This is a genomic window from Prochlorococcus sp. G4PB16, from assembly GCF_059772465.1.
Map to the genome: position 1 here is coordinate 931,125 of NZ_CM186289.1, position 17,637 is coordinate 948,761.

At 34.4% G+C, this 17,637-nt stretch carries 16 protein-coding genes; 5 read left to right on the plus strand and 11 right to left on the minus strand.

Features of this window, described 5'->3' with window-relative positions; translation table 11 throughout:
- Positions 1–6 precede the first annotated feature (6 nt).
- Positions 7–603 (plus strand): glycerol-3-phosphate 1-O-acyltransferase PlsY, encoded by a 597-nt coding sequence (gene plsY, locus AC6EIZ_RS05555; RefSeq protein WP_498513022.1) that lies wholly within the window; start codon positions 7–9, stop codon positions 601–603.
- A gap of 5 nt (positions 604–608) precedes the next feature.
- Here plsY and pyrF read toward each other — a convergent pair whose 3' ends face one another.
- From pyrF to AC6EIZ_RS05570, 3 genes are read right to left on the minus strand one after another with little or no spacing between them, the layout of a single operon-like run.
- Positions 609–1,334 carry an orotidine-5'-phosphate decarboxylase gene (pyrF, locus tag AC6EIZ_RS05560; protein ID WP_498513023.1) on the minus strand — a complete coding sequence of 242 codons (726 nt, stop codon included), beginning with the start codon at positions 1,332–1,334 and terminating at the stop codon, positions 609–611.
- Between the two features lie 9 nt (positions 1,335–1,343).
- Positions 1,344–2,591 carry a tyrosine--tRNA ligase gene (gene tyrS, locus AC6EIZ_RS05565; protein ID WP_498513025.1) on the minus strand — a complete coding sequence of 416 codons (1,248 nt, stop codon included), beginning with the start codon at positions 2,589–2,591 and terminating at the stop codon, positions 1,344–1,346.
- 25 nt (positions 2,592–2,616) lie between these two features.
- On the minus strand, positions 2,617–2,934 hold the full coding sequence (locus AC6EIZ_RS05570; RefSeq protein ID WP_498508050.1) for a DUF1825 family protein: 318 nt from the start codon (positions 2,932–2,934) through the stop codon (positions 2,617–2,619).
- Between the two features lie 318 nt (positions 2,935–3,252).
- Between AC6EIZ_RS05570 and AC6EIZ_RS05575 the strand changes: the two genes are divergently transcribed.
- Both AC6EIZ_RS05575 and AC6EIZ_RS05580 read left to right on the plus strand, forming a co-directional pair.
- Positions 3,253–3,852 carry a GIY-YIG nuclease family protein gene (locus AC6EIZ_RS05575; RefSeq protein WP_498513027.1) on the plus strand — a complete coding sequence of 200 codons (600 nt, stop codon included), beginning with the start codon at positions 3,253–3,255 and terminating at the stop codon, positions 3,850–3,852.
- A 37-nt stretch (positions 3,853–3,889) separates the two neighbouring features.
- On the plus strand, positions 3,890–5,377 hold the full coding sequence (locus AC6EIZ_RS05580) for a leucyl aminopeptidase (protein ID WP_498513029.1): 1,488 nt from the start codon (positions 3,890–3,892) through the stop codon (positions 5,375–5,377).
- Positions 5,378–5,381: 4 nt separating this feature from the next.
- On the opposite strand, the gene msrA is transcribed toward AC6EIZ_RS05580, so the two are convergent.
- The 7 genes from msrA to purC form a co-directional block, all read right to left on the minus strand.
- Entirely contained in the window at positions 5,382–5,990 is a 609-nt protein-coding gene (gene msrA, locus AC6EIZ_RS05585) for a peptide-methionine (S)-S-oxide reductase MsrA (RefSeq protein WP_498513031.1), read from the minus strand.
- Positions 5,987–7,162: a lipid-A-disaccharide synthase gene (gene lpxB, locus AC6EIZ_RS05590; protein ID WP_498513033.1), complete on the minus strand. Its 1,176-nt coding sequence runs from the start codon at positions 7,160–7,162 to the stop codon at positions 5,987–5,989. Before lpxB ends, msrA begins: the two co-directional genes overlap by 4 nt.
- Positions 7,163–7,165: 3 nt before the next feature.
- Positions 7,166–8,020, minus strand: a complete 855-nt coding sequence (gene lpxA / locus AC6EIZ_RS05595; protein WP_498513035.1) for an acyl-ACP--UDP-N-acetylglucosamine O-acyltransferase — start codon at positions 8,018–8,020, stop codon at positions 7,166–7,168.
- Between the two features lie 4 nt (positions 8,021–8,024).
- A complete protein-coding gene (fabZ, locus tag AC6EIZ_RS05600; RefSeq protein ID WP_498513199.1) occupies positions 8,025–8,432 on the minus strand; it encodes a 3-hydroxyacyl-ACP dehydratase FabZ in 408 nt (135 codons plus the stop codon).
- 63 nt (positions 8,433–8,495) lie between these two features.
- On the minus strand, positions 8,496–9,341 hold the full coding sequence (gene lpxC / locus AC6EIZ_RS05605) for a UDP-3-O-acyl-N-acetylglucosamine deacetylase (protein WP_498513037.1): 846 nt from the start codon (positions 9,339–9,341) through the stop codon (positions 8,496–8,498).
- Positions 9,341–11,644 carry a BamA/TamA family outer membrane protein gene (locus tag AC6EIZ_RS05610; protein WP_498513039.1) on the minus strand — a complete coding sequence of 768 codons (2,304 nt, stop codon included), beginning with the start codon at positions 11,642–11,644 and terminating at the stop codon, positions 9,341–9,343. Before AC6EIZ_RS05610 ends, lpxC begins: the two co-directional genes overlap by 1 nt.
- A gap of 52 nt (positions 11,645–11,696) precedes the next feature.
- Positions 11,697–12,440: a phosphoribosylaminoimidazolesuccinocarboxamide synthase gene (gene purC, locus AC6EIZ_RS05615; protein ID WP_498513040.1), complete on the minus strand. Its 744-nt coding sequence runs from the start codon at positions 12,438–12,440 to the stop codon at positions 11,697–11,699.
- A gap of 188 nt (positions 12,441–12,628) precedes the next feature.
- Between purC and purD the strand changes: the two genes are divergently transcribed.
- Both purD and AC6EIZ_RS05625 read left to right on the plus strand, forming a co-directional pair.
- Positions 12,629–13,945 carry a phosphoribosylamine--glycine ligase gene (purD, locus tag AC6EIZ_RS05620; protein WP_498513042.1) on the plus strand — a complete coding sequence of 439 codons (1,317 nt, stop codon included), beginning with the start codon at positions 12,629–12,631 and terminating at the stop codon, positions 13,943–13,945.
- An 8-nt stretch (positions 13,946–13,953) separates the two neighbouring features.
- Positions 13,954–16,023 carry a HAMP domain-containing sensor histidine kinase gene (locus tag AC6EIZ_RS05625; RefSeq protein WP_498513044.1) on the plus strand — a complete coding sequence of 690 codons (2,070 nt, stop codon included), beginning with the start codon at positions 13,954–13,956 and terminating at the stop codon, positions 16,021–16,023.
- A gap of 3 nt (positions 16,024–16,026) precedes the next feature.
- On the opposite strand, the gene kaiC is transcribed toward AC6EIZ_RS05625, so the two are convergent.
- On the minus strand, positions 16,027–17,532 hold the full coding sequence (gene kaiC / locus AC6EIZ_RS05630; RefSeq protein WP_498513046.1) for a circadian clock protein KaiC: 1,506 nt from the start codon (positions 17,530–17,532) through the stop codon (positions 16,027–16,029).
- Positions 17,533–17,637 lie beyond the last annotated feature (105 nt).

Sequence of the window (17,637 nt, forward strand, 5' to 3'; positions counted from 1 at the left end):
ACTATTTTGAATCTATTAATTCTATTTTTAGGATATTTATTTGGGTCTTTTCCTAGTGGTTATTTAGCTGGAAGAATTGCTAAAGGAATTGATATTCGTTCATTAGGTTCAGGGTCAACAGGAGCAACAAATGTTTTAAGACATATTGGTAAGCGCGCAGCGATTACAGTGTTTTTACTTGATGTTTTCAAAGGGATTTTATCTATTTTATTGGCGAAATATTTCCTCCTAAATGATTCCTGGCAAGTAGCTATTGGTCTATCAACTTTAATTGGTCACATTTGGCCTATATGGCTTAATTGGAAAGGTGGTAAAGCTGTAGCAACAGGTTTAGGAATATTTCTTGGTCTTTCATGGCAAGTTGGAGTTGCCACTTTAGCAATCTTCCTAGTAGTAATTACATTATTTAGGATAGTATCACTTGCTAGTGTTAGTGCGGCATTATTTCTACCATTAATAATGTTTTTAAGCTTTAAAAGTTCAAGCACTTCACTTCCGTATTTGTTAATTTCATTGTTAGCTATGACTTTAGTCATCTGGAGACACCGAGAGAATATAGTGAGATTAATTAAAGGTAAAGAGCCGAAAATAGGACAACCCTAAACAAATCAAACGTCAGCTTTATCGCAAAAACTTTTGAACATATAAGCAGGATCATTTGATTGGGTAATTGCTCTGCCGATAACTAATTTTGAAGCCCCCATTTTGAGAGCTTCGGATGCATCAGAGACCCTAGATTGATCGTTAAGCTCTGAATCTATTGATCGGATTCCTGGTGTTATTAACTCAAAAGTCTCAGGATATAGTTTACGGAGGGATTGAACCTCTCGAGGGCTACAAACGCATCCTCCTAAACCAGACTGAGACGCAATCTCTGCTAGGTGAGCAACACGTTGATCTATTGATTGATCAATCAATAGATCTTTAGCAAAAGCTTCTTTTTTCCAACTAGTCAAGATCGTTATTCCCAAAAGTTTTGGTGGCTTTAAATTAACTTTTGAGGCTCCTTCATGTGCAGCTTCCTTTGCCATCTTTAAAGCCTTTATACCTGCACAAGTATGTAAAGAAATAAATTCAGCACCAGTTTGCGAAGATACAAAACATGCTCTGGCAACTGTAGTAGGAATATCATGAAACTTAAGATCCAAAAATATTTTTTTTCCCTTATCTCTTAAGATTGATAATATATCTGGCCCTTCAGAAACAAACAATTCGAGTCCCACTTTAACCCAGATAATTTCAGGTATTTTTTCCAGTAAATTCAAAACATTGTTCTTATCCATACCATCTAAGGCAATAATTATTTTTTCACTTGGAAGATCAATATTCTTCATAACGAACTATCAGCTTGAGACACGAAGAAATTTTTTCTTTCCTACTTGCAATATTTTTCCTACGAGTTCATCCGGAGTATCAAATTCTAGATTAGGATCCATAATTTTTTTTCCATCAATTCTCACTCCACCTCCAATAATTTGTCTTCTTGCTTCACTGCTACTTGAACACATTTCCATCTTACTAAATAAATAAAATGCTTTAGCTGGAAAATTTACATTTGAAATTGAGGCTTCTGGTATTTCTTCAAGAGTGTCTTGAGTGCCTAAAACTAATTTTTCGGAATTAAACTGAGCTTTTTTTGCCGCTTCTATTCCTTTAAAGTTAGATGTTATTTTTAAAGCCATAAATTTTTGAACCTCTCTTGGATTTGAACTTAAATCTTTTAAGTTTTCGTTTGTTAGTAAATTTAAATAACTGAGAACTAAAGCATCTGGAACCTTTTCTAATTTAGAATACATAGATAATGAATCTTCATTTATTCCTACAATATTATCCAAACTTTTACTCATTTTTTGTGTTCCATCTAACCCAATTAAAATAGGTAACAGCATTCCAAACTGGGGTTTCTGTCCAAAAGCTCGTTGCAGATCTCTACCCATAGCAATATTAAATTTTTGATCTGTACCACCAAGTTCTAAATCAGAATTGATTGCGACTGAGTCATATCCTTGAAGAAGTGGATAGAGAAATTCATGAAGAGATATAGGAGTGCCAGATTTATATCGATTACTAAAATCCTCCTTAGCTAGCATTTGGCCAACTGTTGAATTTGACAAAAGTTCAATAACTTTAGACAAATTGAGATTTTCAAGCCACTCACTATTTCTTCTGATTTCTATGCGACTAGGATTTGAAAAATCAAGTAATGAATATTTGGGATCTTTACCTAAGCCTAATTGTTCAAGATAATTCAATGCATTTGATTCAACCTCATCTTTAGAAAGCTGAATTCTAGTTTTACTTTTACCGGTTGGGTCTCCAATCCTTGCTGTAAAATCTCCTATTATAAGTACTGCAGTGTGTCCAGCATCTTGGAAAGCTCTTAATTTTCTAAAAAGAATACTATGACCTATATGAATGTCAGTTCCTGTTGGATCAATTCCAAGTTTTACCCGTAAAGGATTTTTTTCTAAAGATGAAAGTTCTAATTTCTTTAAAAAACTTTGGTCTGAATCTCCTGAATTATCATAAGGAAAAAGATCATCTAAACCTCTAGAGATCCAATTAGGTAATTCATTGAATTTTTCTAACATAGTCTAAACATTAAAAAGTAATTAATCATTTATCCAATTCTGATTTCATTCTCACCAAGGTTTTATTCATCTGATCAAACATTTGATCAGGAGTAATCCCAAATTGACCCAACTGAGTCTTTAACTGTTCTACAGTCATTTTCGCCTGAAAATCTTCTGAAAGTTCAAATCTTTTCATAAAAACTTTATACCTCTCCATCAAATTCTCCATAGTATTAATAAACATTACTTTCCCTTCTCTATCAAATTTGCCGTAATCAGAGCCTAATTGCATCAGATTCTGATAATCAGTGAAAAGTTTTTTTGCCTCTTCCTGAACAATTTCAGACTCAAAAAAACTCATATCCTTAACCCAGGTTGATAGATCAATTGCTCGATTTTGAATTCAACGATTGTCATTGATTGTAGCATTGAAATCTTCTAAAAAGTTTAGATCATTTTCACCTAAAAACATTTGCTTAGGGAGTGTAAATAGCCACACCACCCAAAAAACAAAATCCTTACACAAGTTAAATAAAAACTTACTAATGAAGAAAAATACTTTTTATTTGATCTGGCTAAGCTAAGATCAAACTGTTCAAAGTCAAAACAATATAAAATATGTATCATATCATTATGAAAATTTTAATTGAACATTATCTTTTATTTTAATCTTTTTAAAATGATAAAATTCGATAAACAATATGATTTATTTAATAATTTTGATTTTGATTTTTCAGTAAAAAATCCTCTTCAAGATATATTTATTGATAAAAAAATAATTAATAGATGGCAAGAAAAAATCCTTAATCATCAATCCCCTCTTTTTAAATGCGGATATAAAAATGTAACTCAATCTTCACTATTTGAATCTAGGTCAGAAAAGTCGAAACAAACTTTTAACCCAATTGAACTCACTCCTTTACCTTTAAGTTTTTGGAGGTATCCAAAAGCAATGCACGAAGGACCTGCGGTTTATTTTGTGATGGATAAAATTATTCATACTAATGAAAATATAATTTTATATATAGGAGAAACAATTTCCGCTGAAAAGAGGTGGAAAGGTGAACATGACTGTAAAAGTTATCTTTCAAGTTATTCCGATTCTCTACATAAAGCAAATATGTCTACTGATTTAAGCATTCGTTTTTGGCTTGATGTTCCATTTAAAACCAAGGAGAGAAGAAAATTAGAACAAAAGCTTATCCAAACTTGGCTTCCACCATTTAATAAAGAGACAAGGGAATTATGGGCAACACCTTTTACTTCTCAAAGTAATTAGTAAAAATTGTTATCATAAGTGCAAGTAAAAAAATTAAATGCAAATTTCAGCAATCTCCAAAGAAATTAACGAATGGTCAGGTTCAGTACTTATTGCAGGGATTTTGGAAGGAACAATCAAAAATCAAATAAATTTATTTAAGACAATCATAAAAGAAACTTTTTTGAGCAATAGGTTTAGTGAGTCAAAGTTCGAAGCCAAAAAAAATCAAAAATTATCAATTGAACTTACAGAAGGTCAAATAAAAAAAATAATCTTTGTTGGACTAGGCAAGGCCGAAACGCTTCGAATTGATGATCTACGAAAGGCAGCTTCAATTGGTACTCGCCAAATTTTAGGCTATGAAACAAAATTAGGAATATTTTTCCCTTGGGATGCATTTGATCCTTCTTCAGCTGCATGCGCAGTTGGCGAAGCAGTTCGATTGACATCTATTAAAGATCTTAGATTCAAATCAGAATCAAATGAACCTACTCAAATAGATGAAGTTGAATTAATAGGCCTGGATACAGAAAACACTAAATCAGCCATTGCTGAAATAAATCCAATTTGCGAAGGAGTTAAATTTGCCAGAGAACTAGTTGCAGCGCCTCCCAATGTCCTGACCCCTTATCAAATGGCGAAGGAGGCTGAAAAATTAGCCACTGATTATGATTTAGATTTAAAAATTCTTGACAAAAAAGAATGCGAAGAGCAAGGAATGGGAGCGTACCTTGCAGTTGCTAAAGGTTCAGATTTAGAACCAAATTTTATACACTTAAAATACTCTCCAAAATCCCCAAAAACCAAAGTCGTATTAATTGGAAAAGGCTTAACTTTTGACTCTGGAGGATACAACTTAAAAGTAGGTGCGTCTCAAATTGAAAAAATGAAGTATGACATGGGAGGAAGTGCTTCTGTGCTGGGAACGGCAAGAGCCATCGCAGAACTAAAGCCAAGCAACACTGAAGTTCATTTTATTGTTGCTGCCTGCGAAAATATGATTAATGGTTCTGCATTGCATCCCGGAGATATAATCAAAGCCTCAAACGGAAAAACCATTGAAGTAAACAATACCGACGCAGAAGGGAGATTAACTTTAGCTGATGCTTTGGTTTATGCATGCAAACTTCAACCTGATTCAGTTGTAGATCTAGCCACCCTTACCGGGGCTTGTGTTATTGCACTAGGAGATGAAATAGCAGGATTATGGACTGACAATGATCAGCTCTCTGATCAATTAACTAAAGCTGCTAGTAAAGCTGGGGAAGGCATTTGGAGAATGCCGATGCAAGATTCATATAAATCTGGAATTAAATCATCTATTGCTGATTTGCAAAACACAGGTCCCAGGCCAGGGGGATCAATTACTGCTGCATTGTTTCTTAAAGAATTTGTGAACTCAAGCATCCCATGGGCTCATATTGATATAGCAGGTACATGTTGGACTGAAAAAGATAGAGATATAAATCCAAAGGGGGCAACTGGTTATGGAGTCAGAACATTAGTCAATTGGATTAAAGAATTGAATCTTAAAGTGAATTAATAAATTATTTATCTTCGCCCCAGATTTTTTTTAATCTATTATCTCTACCACAACTAGTTCTATAGAAATTATATTTAAGTGGATTTTTAACTGCAAAATCTTGATGATACTTCTCAGCTATCCAAAAAGATTTTGAATCAATAATATCAACCTTTAATTGGTCCAATGGCGTATTTAATGCAACAGATATTTTTTCTTGACTATCTTTTGCATCAATTTCTTGTTGTTTATTAGATGTAAAAATAACAGGCTTATATGAATCACCCCTATCACAAAACTGCCCCTTATCATCAAAAGGATCTATATTCACCCAGTACTGCTGAAGCAAATCTTTATAGCTAATAACATTAGAATCAAAACTAACTTTAACAACCTCTTGATGCCCACTATGATTTTGATAAGTCGGATTAGTTAGATCTCCTCCGGAATATCCACTTTCTACCGAAACAACTCCATCAAGTTTCTCTAGATCATGTTCCAGGCACCAAAAACAACCGCCTGCAAAAATAGCTTCTTCTAATTCAGCAAATGCTTGCAACGGCGAAACTATTAATACTAGAAAAATGAAGCAAGTTACTATTAATTTTCTAAAGCTTTGAATCATAGGAATCATTGAACTAATAAGTCCAGGATATCCTTTGATGCTCTATCTGTAACTCCAGGTTTTCCTAATTTATCTTTCAATTTTTTATAACCAGAAATTATATCTTCTTTTATCGAATCATCTTCAAGGATTTTTAATGCTTCATTAAAGATTTTTTCAGCATTAAAATCCTCTTGTATAAACTCTGGTATTAACATTTTATTTAAAAGAAGATTAACTGGTGAAATATATTTAACATTAAATCTCAATAAATATCTCGCAAAAAGAGCAGTAACTCTACTTACTTTATATCCAACAATTTGTGGAACTAAGTTTAGAGCTAATTCCATATTTATTGTTCCAGACTTAGCTAAGGCTAGATAAGCAGCCGAAAATAAAAATGGCTTTATATTATCAACTTCATCCGAAAATATAATTCTTCCATAGACACCATATTCATTTAATGCATTATTTAAAATTCCATCAAATTCTTTTAACCCAGAAGGTATAAGGACAATGATTGAAGGATCCTTTTCTTGAAGTAGCTTAGCAGCTTTAAGCAAGGTGGGCAAAATATATTTAAGCTCTTGTTTTCGAGAAGCAGGAATAAGAAGAAGTGGTTTCTGATCAGAGGTTAATCCTATCTTTTTAAATGATTCTTCTCTAGAAGGAATATTTTTATAAAAATCCAACATTGGATGACCTACAAATTTTACATTTCCTCCCTTATTTGAATAAAACTTAGCTTCATCTTCAAAGATGGCTAATATTTTATCTGTAAAACTAATCAAATCTGTTGTACCCGAATCACCTAATCTCCATGCCCATTCTTGAGGTGCAATATAATAAATAATCGGTACATTAGGAAATTTTTTTTTAACTTTTAATCCTAGTCGAATATTTGGCCCCATGTAGTCAATTAAAACAACAGCATCAGGAGGTGAACAACTTAAGTAATTATTAATTTTTGATTGTGCATTTAATGTTGGCAAAACGTAAGGAAGGGCTTCCAAAAAACCAATTGCTCCTATTGAAGAAGTATTGGATATTAATTGGGCCCCTGATTCTCTCATCCTTTTACCACCTAAAGCAATTATCTCTAACTCAATTTTTCTTTTTACCGCATTAGTCTTTAAAGCCTTGATTAATAAGCTTCCCTGCAAGTCTCCAGAGACCTCACCGGTGCTGATTAATAACTTCATTATTTATTTATGAGTTGAAATTAAGGAAGGCATTGAACCTCTTCTCCCTTTACTTATAGAACTTTCCATAAATCTACATAACCTAGAGGAAGATTGGAACAAATTCTCTTGTCTTGCAATTTCCAAACCATCAGAAATTACATACTCAGATTTAAATAATAAGTTCCAAATTCGTTTCAATTGCAGATATTCTTCTTTATTCTCTTTATCTAAGTTTTTCCTTTTTATTCCTACTTTATTTAGTCCCCGTAATCTTCCAGGATGACCTTCTGCAAGACAATATGGAGGAACATCTCTATCAACTCTTGTCATGCCTCCAACCATGGCTAAATAACCAATATGTACAAATTGGTGTATACCCAAACAACCTCCAATAACAGCTCGATCCTCAACACAAACGTGGCCTGCTACTTGCACGCTATTAGCTATGACTACCTTGTTCCCAATTTCACAATTATGTCCTAAATGTGAATATGCCATTAACAAATTTTGATTGCCAACTATAGTTTTTTCTCCTTCAAATGTCGCTCTATTAATTGTTACACATTCTCTAAAAGTATTATCATCTCCAATCACAACATCAGTTGGATCTCCTTTATACTTTAAATCTTGGGGTTCTAAGCCGATACATGCTCCTGGGAAGATCTTATTATTTGAACCTATTTTCACTTTCCCTTCGATAATTACATTTGGTCCTATCCAAGTACCTGGACCAACAATTACATTTGGACCAATAACAGCTCCTGAACTTACAGATACACCTTCCCCAAGTTCCGCCATCGGAGAAACATCTGCAAAGTCATGGATATCAACTTTTTTATTTCCGATTAAGGGTTCAGAATATTCAAGTTCACTCATAACTTCAATCGACAAGAGAGAACATCAAATCTCCAGAACAAACCAACTGATCATCCACCTTTGCTTCTCCCCTAACTTTTCCAAATCTCTTCCTTTTGATGCTTATCAATTCACAAGATATCAATAATTGATCTCCAGGTACCACTGGTCGCCTAAACCGAACTGAATCAATCCCCGCGAAAACAAAAAGTCCTTTTGGAAGATCTGACATTTGAGAAACAATCAAGCCACCTACTTGAGCCATTGCTTCTACTATTAAGACTCCTGGCATTAATGGTCTATCAGGGAAATGGCCTTGAAATTGAGGCTCATTGAGAGTGACATTTTTTATTGCCACAGCTTTTTTGCCTTGGTCATGTTCTATCACTCTGTCAACAAGAGCAAAAGGATATCTATGCGGCAAAAGCCCCATTATTTGCTCGCTATTTAAAACAGGAGAAGAGGAGAGAGAAATGTCAGTCAAAATCAGATTTAATTAAGTTAATACCTTTTGTAGAGAAGCTGCAAATTCGGCATGAAGAGAGTGAGACCCTTTATAAACAAAAATTTGAGCTCTGGGTAATCCAACGAAAGCTAAATCTCCAATCAAGTCAAGCAATTTATGACGCACTGGTTCGTTCGCAAATCTCAAGGGTGGATTCACCCAAGAATCACCATTACACACCAATGCATTTTCAAGTGCTCCACCTTTAATTAGTCCAGCTTTCTTTAATCCTTCTAACTGATCAAGAAAGCCAAATGTTCGTGCCGGCGCAATTTCTTTAACAAAACTATTTGGAGACAGCTCAATCGAAAACATTTGTTGACCAATTGCCTTATATGGAAAATCAATCAAACCTATTAATTTCAAATTTTTTGCTGGTGTAGCAAAAATCACACTTTCTCCATTGTTAACAAAAATTGGAGATGTTATTTCTGGCCTTTGCCTAGGAGATGTAGTGGAATTAACCATTCCTACTTTTTCAATTTCCTCTATCCAACCAATGGCAGAACCATCAAGTAAAGGGATCTCCCTACCAGCTATTTCTATGTGGACATGAGTTAACCCTACACCGATTAAAGAAGCCAACAAGTGTTCAACGGTAGACACCTTTTTTCCATTCAGGTCAAGTGTTGTACATAAAGGAGAATTTCTTACCTGCGAAATATTTATAGGAATAACGATATTGGGCTCATCTGAAAAAGAAATATGAAATCCCTTTAATTCTGTTGGCTTAATGATGACTTTACATTTAAGACCTGTATGCAATCCAATACCATCTTTTTTAATTTCATTTTGAAGAGTCCAACCCTGTTCATAATCAGCAGGAAAAGAAAACACTAGAATTTCCAGCCAATTCCAATGTTATAACGCCAATTACCACTGAGATCTTGACTCGCTGCCTCTATCCGAATGGGACCAACAGGTGTATTGATGACTACTCCAGGGCCAACAGAGAAACCAGAACCTGGTTTCTCAAGAATTTTCCCAGGTTTCCCTGGGACATTTGACTGAGAGCCCAAATCAGATCCTGCATCAACAAATAGCGCTCCAGAAACCAATCGCCAAACAGGAAATCTGTATTCTGCTGTTGCCTCTCCATAATTCCTTGCAACGCCTAAATCACAAGAATTCCACCCCCTAACAGAGCTTGTTCCTCCTAAGCAAAAGGCTTCATAAGGAGGCAGGTCACCAATTATTGTACCTATCTTTGCTTGAAAACCTATCGATTGAGAGCAATCTGATTTTTCACCAGGATTGGGACGACATCCTTTATGAAACTTTAACCAATTAACAGGATAAAAACGTGAATAACTAACCCTAGATCTATTAAACGTAGGTGAATTTTCACCAAAACTAATAAATTGTTCTGAACCAATGTTTAAATAATCTCCAGAAGTTGGATTTCTTGAATTATCTAAATTATTGTAAGTAACTGCACTTTTAAAACTAACAAGAGTATTTTCTCTAGCGCAATTGTAGGCAACACAAATAACTTCATTGTTAGGAACTTTACCTTCTTTAAAATTTGTTGATGCTACGCCATAAGGTCTTTTATCTCCTGCATAGTCTATTGGCTTAACCTTCTGGAAATTTGCACCAATAAGTACACTCCAAGGAACCTTTTTTAGAGGCTGACCACTATTTAACGGCCTTGCGAAAGAAAAGCCTCCGCCTGTTCGCTCCAAGACAATAGAATCACCCTCGTAATCAAACCAACTAAACTGCGGTGCCGACAACTTAGCCGAAGAAAGATTAGTAAATGGTCCTGTTTCAATTAAAATATTATTATTATTTAAGTCTAAGTTTTGAGATTGATTAGTGTCATAACTTATCGATGAATTAGGTGCTTGATATCTATCTGTAACTCCTCTAATACTTCCTCCCTCTTGACTTCTAAATTCTTGGGGAACTTCTCTACTTAAATACAATGAAGTTCTAAGAGATGTTCTATGTTTATCATTTTTAATCCAAGGGTCATATAAAGAAAGATTTAAAAGCGCTCCATATTCGCCATAAGTCAAATTCATATTTGATGACCATGATCTTCCAACAAGGTTTGACTCTTGCAATCCAATCTGTCCAAATACACCTTGAGCACCACTATATCCAAGACCACCAGTCAAAGAGCCTGTTCTCTGCTCTGTTATTCCTAATACAATTATAATCTTTCCAGGTTCAGAATTTACTGGTTTAAGAGTTACTTTTACATCATTAAAAAGGGAGGTTGAGTATAGTCTTTTTATATCCGCTTCTAATTTATTTCTATCAAAAATATCCCCAACTTTAGTTATTAATTCTCTTTCAATTACCCATTTTTTTGTTTTTCCCTTTATTAACCTGCCTTTTTCATCCTCTTTGTTTCCATCCTCATCTATAAAATTAATCTCAATGCCTGCAATATATCCTTCTTGAATCTTAAGCTCAACTATGCCATCATTTGTCACACGACTTGGACCAAAGATCCTTGCCAATGAGTATCCATTAGAATTATACCAATCTTTAATTTCTTTAATCCTTATCTGCAGCGTATTAAGATTTAAGGTTTTTCCGTAATCATCATTAAAAATCTCATTTAATTTTGTATTTGATAGATTTCTTTCACGAGGTAGGATATTTATCTTATTTAATATAGGATTTGGCTCAACTTTAATCAAAAGTTGAACACCTAAAGCACTCTGTAAAGATTCAATTTTGGCACCAGAAAACCAACCTGTTGAATAAATTCGATCTAAATCCTTCTTGACTTCTTTACTTGTAACTTTACTACCAGGTCTAATAAGCATTGCATCATAAGCAAGCACTTCCAAACGCTCTTTATCAGGATGATCCTCAAGTCCCTTAATAATTATCTCTGAAATTAATACTCTTTTTTCTTCAGATATAGTTTTTGCATCTTTTTGATTTGATTCCTCAGAAATTAAAAAGTCATCAAAACTTAAATTCAATTTATTTTGATTGAATGGATCAGTAAATTCAAAACTTTCAACCTGATCATTTTCAACAAAGAGTGGATTTCCAACTGAGATTATTTTTGAAGCTTTAGTTTCTTGAACAGGAGTAATAAAAGGAACTAAAAAGGCAACGGCATATGCACCTTTACTTATTAATTTCATATTAGAGTTGGCGTGTCTTTTAAACATAGATTTCGAAGCAATTTAGTTAAACGACGGAATTCTTACTGAAAATAATTTCTTAAATAGCATTATAGGAGTCCTTTTCTATACGTTTCAAAATCTCCTCATAAGCATCTATCACACCCCCAAGATCTTGCCGAAAACGATCTTTGTCAAGAATACGTCCCTTAGGATCAGAATTTTTTTTATCCCAAAACCTACAATTATCTGGACTTATTTCATCAGCTATCACAAGCTTTCCTAATGAGTTAAGACCAAACTCTAATTTAAAGTCAACCAATAGTAAATCAATTGAATCAAAATATTCTTTTAAAATTTTGTTAACACTTCTAGTAATTTTCTCTACTTCTAGCATCTGAGAAGAGCTAATCAAATCAAGCAACTTCAATCTACTTTCTGTAAGTATGGGGTCTCCTAGTTCATCATCTTTATAATATAAATCTAACAGAGGGGGATTTAATATTGTTCCTTGATTAATTGGTGTTTCTCTGCACAAAGAGCCTGTGGCAATATTGCGAATAACAACTTCTAAAGGGATTACATTAATTTTTTCCGCAATCATAAATGTTTCTGAATGAAGTTCTAAGAAGTGCGTAGGAATTCCATTCAACTTAAGCAATTTAAAAAGAGCTGCAGAAATTTTGCAATTCAATCGTCCTTTACCCTCGATCTCTGATCGTTTTTTTGCGTTAAAGGCAGTAGCATCATTTTTGAACTCTATTAAAACCTTATATGGATCTTCACATGCAAAAACTCTTTTTGCCTTCCCTTCGTATATGAGTGATCCTTGTATATGATTCATTAATACCTCTGATATCTAATTAGTATAAATAGATAATGCTAAAAAAATCACCTAAATCAAAACAAATTCATTTAAGAACTAAAACCCAAACAACAAAATAACTTGTCTAAAAAAAATTTTTTAATTAATAATCAAAAAGTAACTAAAGGTCCACTAAAACTACTTTTTCACTCAAGCCCAAAAAAACCATGAAAAAGAATCAAAAAGTTGAAGAATCAAGCAAATTAAAAAGGATATTAATTATTGGAAGTGGAGGAAGAGAAAACTCTATTGCTTGGGCTCTATCAAAAAATCAATTTATTGAACAAATATATGTTTGCCCCGGGAATGGTGGAACTGCAAACTTTGAAAAATGTATTTGTTTAAAACCTAAATCTAAAGATCAAAAAACACTCATTAATGAATGTCATCGACTTCAAATTAATTTAGTCATCATTGGTCCTGAAGTCCCTTTGGCTGAGGGTTTGGCAAATAAAATGCGTAACAAAGGACTTACAGTTTTTGGGCCAGGCAAAGAAGGTGCTCAATTAGAGGCGAGTAAAGACTGGGCTAAAGCTCTAATGATTGAAAACAATATTCCCACTGCCAAGTACTGGTCTACAGGATCTGAAGAAGAAGCAATGAAAATTCTTCAAAGATTCAACCAGCCTCTTGTGATTAAAGCCGATGGTCTTGCGGCAGGTAAAGGTGTAACTGTTTGTGAAACAATTGATCAATCGAAGGAAGCAATTAAAGACGTATTTTCTGGAAAGTTTGGCTCTGCAGGAGATAAAGTTATCCTTGAAGAAAAAATTGAAGGGCCAGAAGTTTCTATTTTTGCTCTTTGTGATGGAGAGAAATTAATTGTTCTTCCCCCAGCCCAGGATCACAAAAGATTACTTGAGGGAGACAATGGTCCAAATACTGGCGGGATGGGAGCTTATGCACCTGCGCTTTTAATTAATCAAAAAGATCTTGAAAACATAACTGAACTTGTTCTTATTCCAACCTTAAAAGGTCTGAAAAAAAAGAAAATCAACTACATAGGTGTTATTTATGCAGGCTTAATGCTCACATCATCAGGACCAAAAGTTATTGAATTCAATTGCCGCTTTGGCGATCCAGAATGTCAAGCCTTAATGCCATTAATGGGAGAGGAATTTGCATCTGTAATTTTTGCTTGTGCTCGTGGCGATTTGGGAAAAGCACCAAAACTTACCATCAATCCTGGATGCAGTGTATGTATTGTTGCCGCATCAAAAGGATACCCTGAGAAACCCCAAACAGGTGACAAGATCAATATGAAGGTTGAACCGAATTCTTCGCTCCAAGTATTTCACGCTGGGACCACAATCGACGAATTTGACAATATAATTACATCTGGTGGAAGAGTTCTTTCTGTAGTTGCACAGGGGGAAAATTTCGACAAAGCTTTCGATTTGGCTTATTCTAGCCTTAAAAAAATTGACTTTGATGGTATGCATTTTCGCAGAGATATAGGTTACCAAGTCAGAGATAATCAATAAACTCTTAGATGAATAACTCAGATTCAAATCAAAATAATACTTTTTCCCCTTCAAAAAAAGATGTATTTTTGAATGACTTAAGTATTTTAGAAAAAATAAGTTTATGGTGGTCAAGATTTAATTTAAGATCAAAGCTACTAGCATTTGGAACGCTAGTAGTTAGCTTTATAATGACACTTATTACTTTTTTTGCGTTAAGTAGCATACAGAGAGATGCAGGCATGAACGATACAAGATATGCGAGAGATTTAGGATTATTATTATCAGGAAACGTTACGGAATTAGTAGCAAAGAATCAAACAAGGGAGCTTTTCAATGTAGCGGAAAAATTTTGGCGTTCAAGTAGGAATTTAAGGTACATTTTCTTCACTGACCCAGATGGGTTAGTGAAACTAGGTATCCCAGTAAGTGCTACAAATCCAGAATCTGAGGCTGAAGGTGAATTACAACTAACCAGAAAACTTAAGCTCCCAAGTGAATTAAAAAAGCAGCCTCAATTTCCATTAGTCAGACAACATTCAACTCCTCAAGGTCAAGTAACTGATGTTTTTGTTCCAATGCTATGGAAGGGGGAATATCTAGGTGCCTTGGCACTGGGAGTGACACCCAACAAAAAAGCTCTTGCAACAGCAGCATTAACTAGAGAGATTACTGTTGCTGTATTTATATCCATTTGGGTCTTAGTAATAATTGGGGCCGTATTTAATGCTCTTACAATTACTCGCCCTATCAAAGAATTAGTGATTGGAGTCAGAGAGATTGCTAAAGGGAATTTCAAATCAAGAGTAGATCTCCCCATGAGTGGAGAACTTGGTGAACTATTAAACGGTTTTAATGCAATGGCATCAAGATTAGAAGATTATGATGCGGCTAATATCGAAGAACTAAAAGCTGCCCAAGTCAAGCAAGAATCTTTAATAGCAACTATGGCTGATGGAGCACTTCTTCTTGATGAACAAGGAAATATTGTTTTAGTTAACCCCACAGCTCGAAGACTTTTTCGATGGGAAGGTAGAAATCTTGAAGGTCAAAAATTATTGAATCAACTTCCTGATTTACTTGTAAAACAACTTGAAACTCCAATAAATTCTCTTTTAAGCAACTTTGGAGACAGCGATGACTTGCGTTGCAATCTTGAAGAGCCACCAAGAACACTTAGGATAGTTTTAAAGTCCGTAAGAGACACAACTGGAGAAAATATCAAGGGTATTGCTGTTACGGTTCAAGATCTGACTAGGGAGGTTCAATTAAATGCGGCACAAAAGAGATTTATTAGTAATGTTTCACACGAATTAAGAACACCTTTATTTAATATAAAAAGTTATGTTGAGACATTATATGATTTAGGTGAGCAACTTACAAAAGATGAGCAAAAAGAATTCCTAGGCGTTGCAAATTCAGAGACAGATAGACTTACTCACTTGGTCAATGATGTTCTTGATTTATCTAAATTAGAATCTGGTAGAACAATCCAATTAGAATCTCTAAGTATAAAAGACGCTATGGAACAAACTCTAAGAAACTATAAACTTAATGCTGAAGATAAAAATGTTAAGTTAATACTAAATGTTGAAAATAATTTAGCATTTGTATTAGGCAACTGGGATATGATTCTACAAGTTTTAGATAACCTTGTAGGTAATGCACTTAAATTTAGCAACGAAGGAGGAACAATAAATTTAAAGGCGTATACATGGCCAGATATATGCGTTGCTTCTCCTGTTGATCTAGATAATAAAGCTCCGCATTGTGAGATATTATCTCCAATGCCTAAAATCAGAGTGGAGGTATCTGATACAGGATGTGGAATTTCTGAAATAGACCAGCAAAGAATATTTGAACGTTTTTATAGGGTTGAAGACTCAGTTCATACTGAGGTGGGGACTGGATTAGGTCTTTCAATTGTTAAAGGTATCGTTAATAAACATGGAAGTGAAATAAGAATGGCTAGCGAACCTAATACTGGTACGACTTTTTGGTTTGAGCTTCCTCTTGAAGACTCAGATGCTGATCAGCTATTACTTAAATCTGCTAGGAAAAATTGGGAATTTGAAAATGATAAATCTTTAATTAAATAGAAATTATTCATCTTTTGATGTAATGCTTTTAAAAACGCCAGGCAGCTGCTGATCTTCGGGATTAATACGGTGAGGAGCTCCACTAAAAATCTGTTCAAAATTAGAAAATGAATCTTTAATCTCAGGGCCATCATTAGTAATTATATATTCGCGTATCCTCTTATCATGCCATGATCCACGCATCTTAAATACATTTATTGCTCTAGCCATTTCACCTCTTATTTCTACATATTGCAAAAGCAAAATAGTGTCGGTTATTGTTGAAATATGGGAATCAGTAATTGAGTGGCTTCCCATAAATTCTTCTGCAGTATTAGTAAAGAATCCTGCTATCTCTTCTTGTTTTGCATAACCAGTGACTCCAATAACAAATTGTCTGAAAGCATTCAAACTTACGCCTCTAGCTAATGCAGATAGAGAATCAATAGCCATTCTTGAAGGTTTATATTCGCTAATCTCAGATTTGATGATTTGCAGATGGTCCTCCAATCCAGTTGATTCTGGGTACGCACAAATAATCTTCAATAAACCATCTTCTTCCATTTTTTCAAAATCTATCCCCCAGCTAGTTGCATTACGAAGAAGTTGTGCTCTTGATTCCTCATATGCAAAAAGTATTGTTCTTTCTTTATGTATGTAAGCATCTTCAACAAACTTAGAAACTAGCATTGTTTTTCCTGTCCCAGTTGCACCAGTAGCAAGAATAATTGAATCTTGAAAATAGCCACCTCCACACATTTCATCTAAATCAGGGACCCCAGAACTTATTCGAATATTTGATGATCTTTGAGTCAACCTCATTGCTCCTAAAGGAAAGGCAACTATTCCTTGACTTCCCATTGTGAAAGGAAATTCACCCTTCATATGTGTAGTTCCCCTTAATTTTAAAATTTCTACAGTTCTTCTCCTTTTCTCTGCCTCTAAAACATTCCTCAAAATAACAACATTATCAGAAACAAATTCTTCAACTCCATATCTAGCAATTGGACCATATTCATCTATTCTTTCAGTAGTCATAACAGTAGTCACACCTATTTCCTTAAGTCTTGCAATAAGACGAAAAATCTCTCTTCTTACAACATAAATAGCATCATATTGTTGGAACACTGCTGTCATTGAATCAATAGCGACTCTTTTAGCTTTAAACTTTCTAATCGCATAACTGATCCTTTCAATCAATCCAGATAAGTCAAAATTTCCAGCAACATCTTGTCCCTCAGGGTCTGGTGATGCATCTAAAATAAAAAGTTTATTTTGGTCAATTAATCCTTGTAAATCCCAGCCAAAACTTGCCGCGTTTCTAACAATATCTAAAGGTGATTCCTCAAAAGTAACAAAGATCCCAGGTTCATCAAAATTACATATTCCATGATGAAGATATTGCAAAGAAAAAACTGTTTTACCTGTCCCAGAAGTACCACTAACAAGGGTGCTACGGGCATTGGGTAACCCCCCATGACAAATATCATCAAAGCCCTCAATTCCAGTGGGTAGTTTTTGAACCTGCATTTTTGGACAAATTTTTTTATTGAAGAACTCTTAAGCTCTTATCTATAAAACATAATGAAGAAACCGTAAAAAGACCTTAGTTATCGGTTGGACTTAAGAATTCAT

Excerpts from the sequence above, each read along its gene's own strand:
- fabZ (WP_498513199.1), bottom strand. The coding sequence starts at position 8,432 with ATGGGGCTTTTGCCGCATAGATATCCTTTTGCTCTTGTTGACAGAGTG.
- AC6EIZ_RS05625 (WP_498513044.1), top strand. The coding sequence starts at position 13,954 with ATGAATAACTCAGATTCAAATCAAAATAATACTTTTTCCCCTTCAAAA.
- tyrS (WP_498513025.1), bottom strand. The coding sequence starts at position 2,591 with ATGTTAGAAAAATTCAATGAATTACCTAATTGGATCTCTAGAGGTTTA.
- lpxB (WP_498513033.1), bottom strand. The coding sequence starts at position 7,162 with ATGAAGTTATTAATCAGCACCGGTGAGGTCTCTGGAGACTTGCAGGGA.
- AC6EIZ_RS05580 (WP_498513029.1), top strand. The coding sequence starts at position 3,890 with ATGCAAATTTCAGCAATCTCCAAAGAAATTAACGAATGGTCAGGTTCA.
- kaiC (WP_498513046.1), bottom strand. The coding sequence starts at position 17,532 with ATGCAGGTTCAAAAACTACCCACTGGAATTGAGGGCTTTGATGATATT.
- AC6EIZ_RS05570 (WP_498508050.1), bottom strand. The coding sequence starts at position 2,934 with ATGAGTTTTTTTGAGTCTGAAATTGTTCAGGAAGAGGCAAAAAAACTT.
- purC (WP_498513040.1), bottom strand. The coding sequence starts at position 12,440 with ATGAATCATATACAAGGATCACTCATATACGAAGGGAAGGCAAAAAGA.
- AC6EIZ_RS05610 (WP_498513039.1), bottom strand. The coding sequence starts at position 11,644 with ATGTTTAAAAGACACGCCAACTCTAATATGAAATTAATAAGTAAAGGT.
- lpxA (WP_498513035.1), bottom strand. The coding sequence starts at position 8,020 with ATGAGTGAACTTGAATATTCTGAACCCTTAATCGGAAATAAAAAAGTT.
- msrA (WP_498513031.1), bottom strand. The coding sequence starts at position 5,990 with ATGATTCCTATGATTCAAAGCTTTAGAAAATTAATAGTAACTTGCTTC.
- AC6EIZ_RS05575 (WP_498513027.1), top strand. The coding sequence starts at position 3,253 with ATGATAAAATTCGATAAACAATATGATTTATTTAATAATTTTGATTTT.
- purD (WP_498513042.1), top strand. The coding sequence starts at position 12,629 with ATGAAAAAGAATCAAAAAGTTGAAGAATCAAGCAAATTAAAAAGGATA.
- pyrF (WP_498513023.1), bottom strand. The coding sequence starts at position 1,334 with ATGAAGAATATTGATCTTCCAAGTGAAAAAATAATTATTGCCTTAGAT.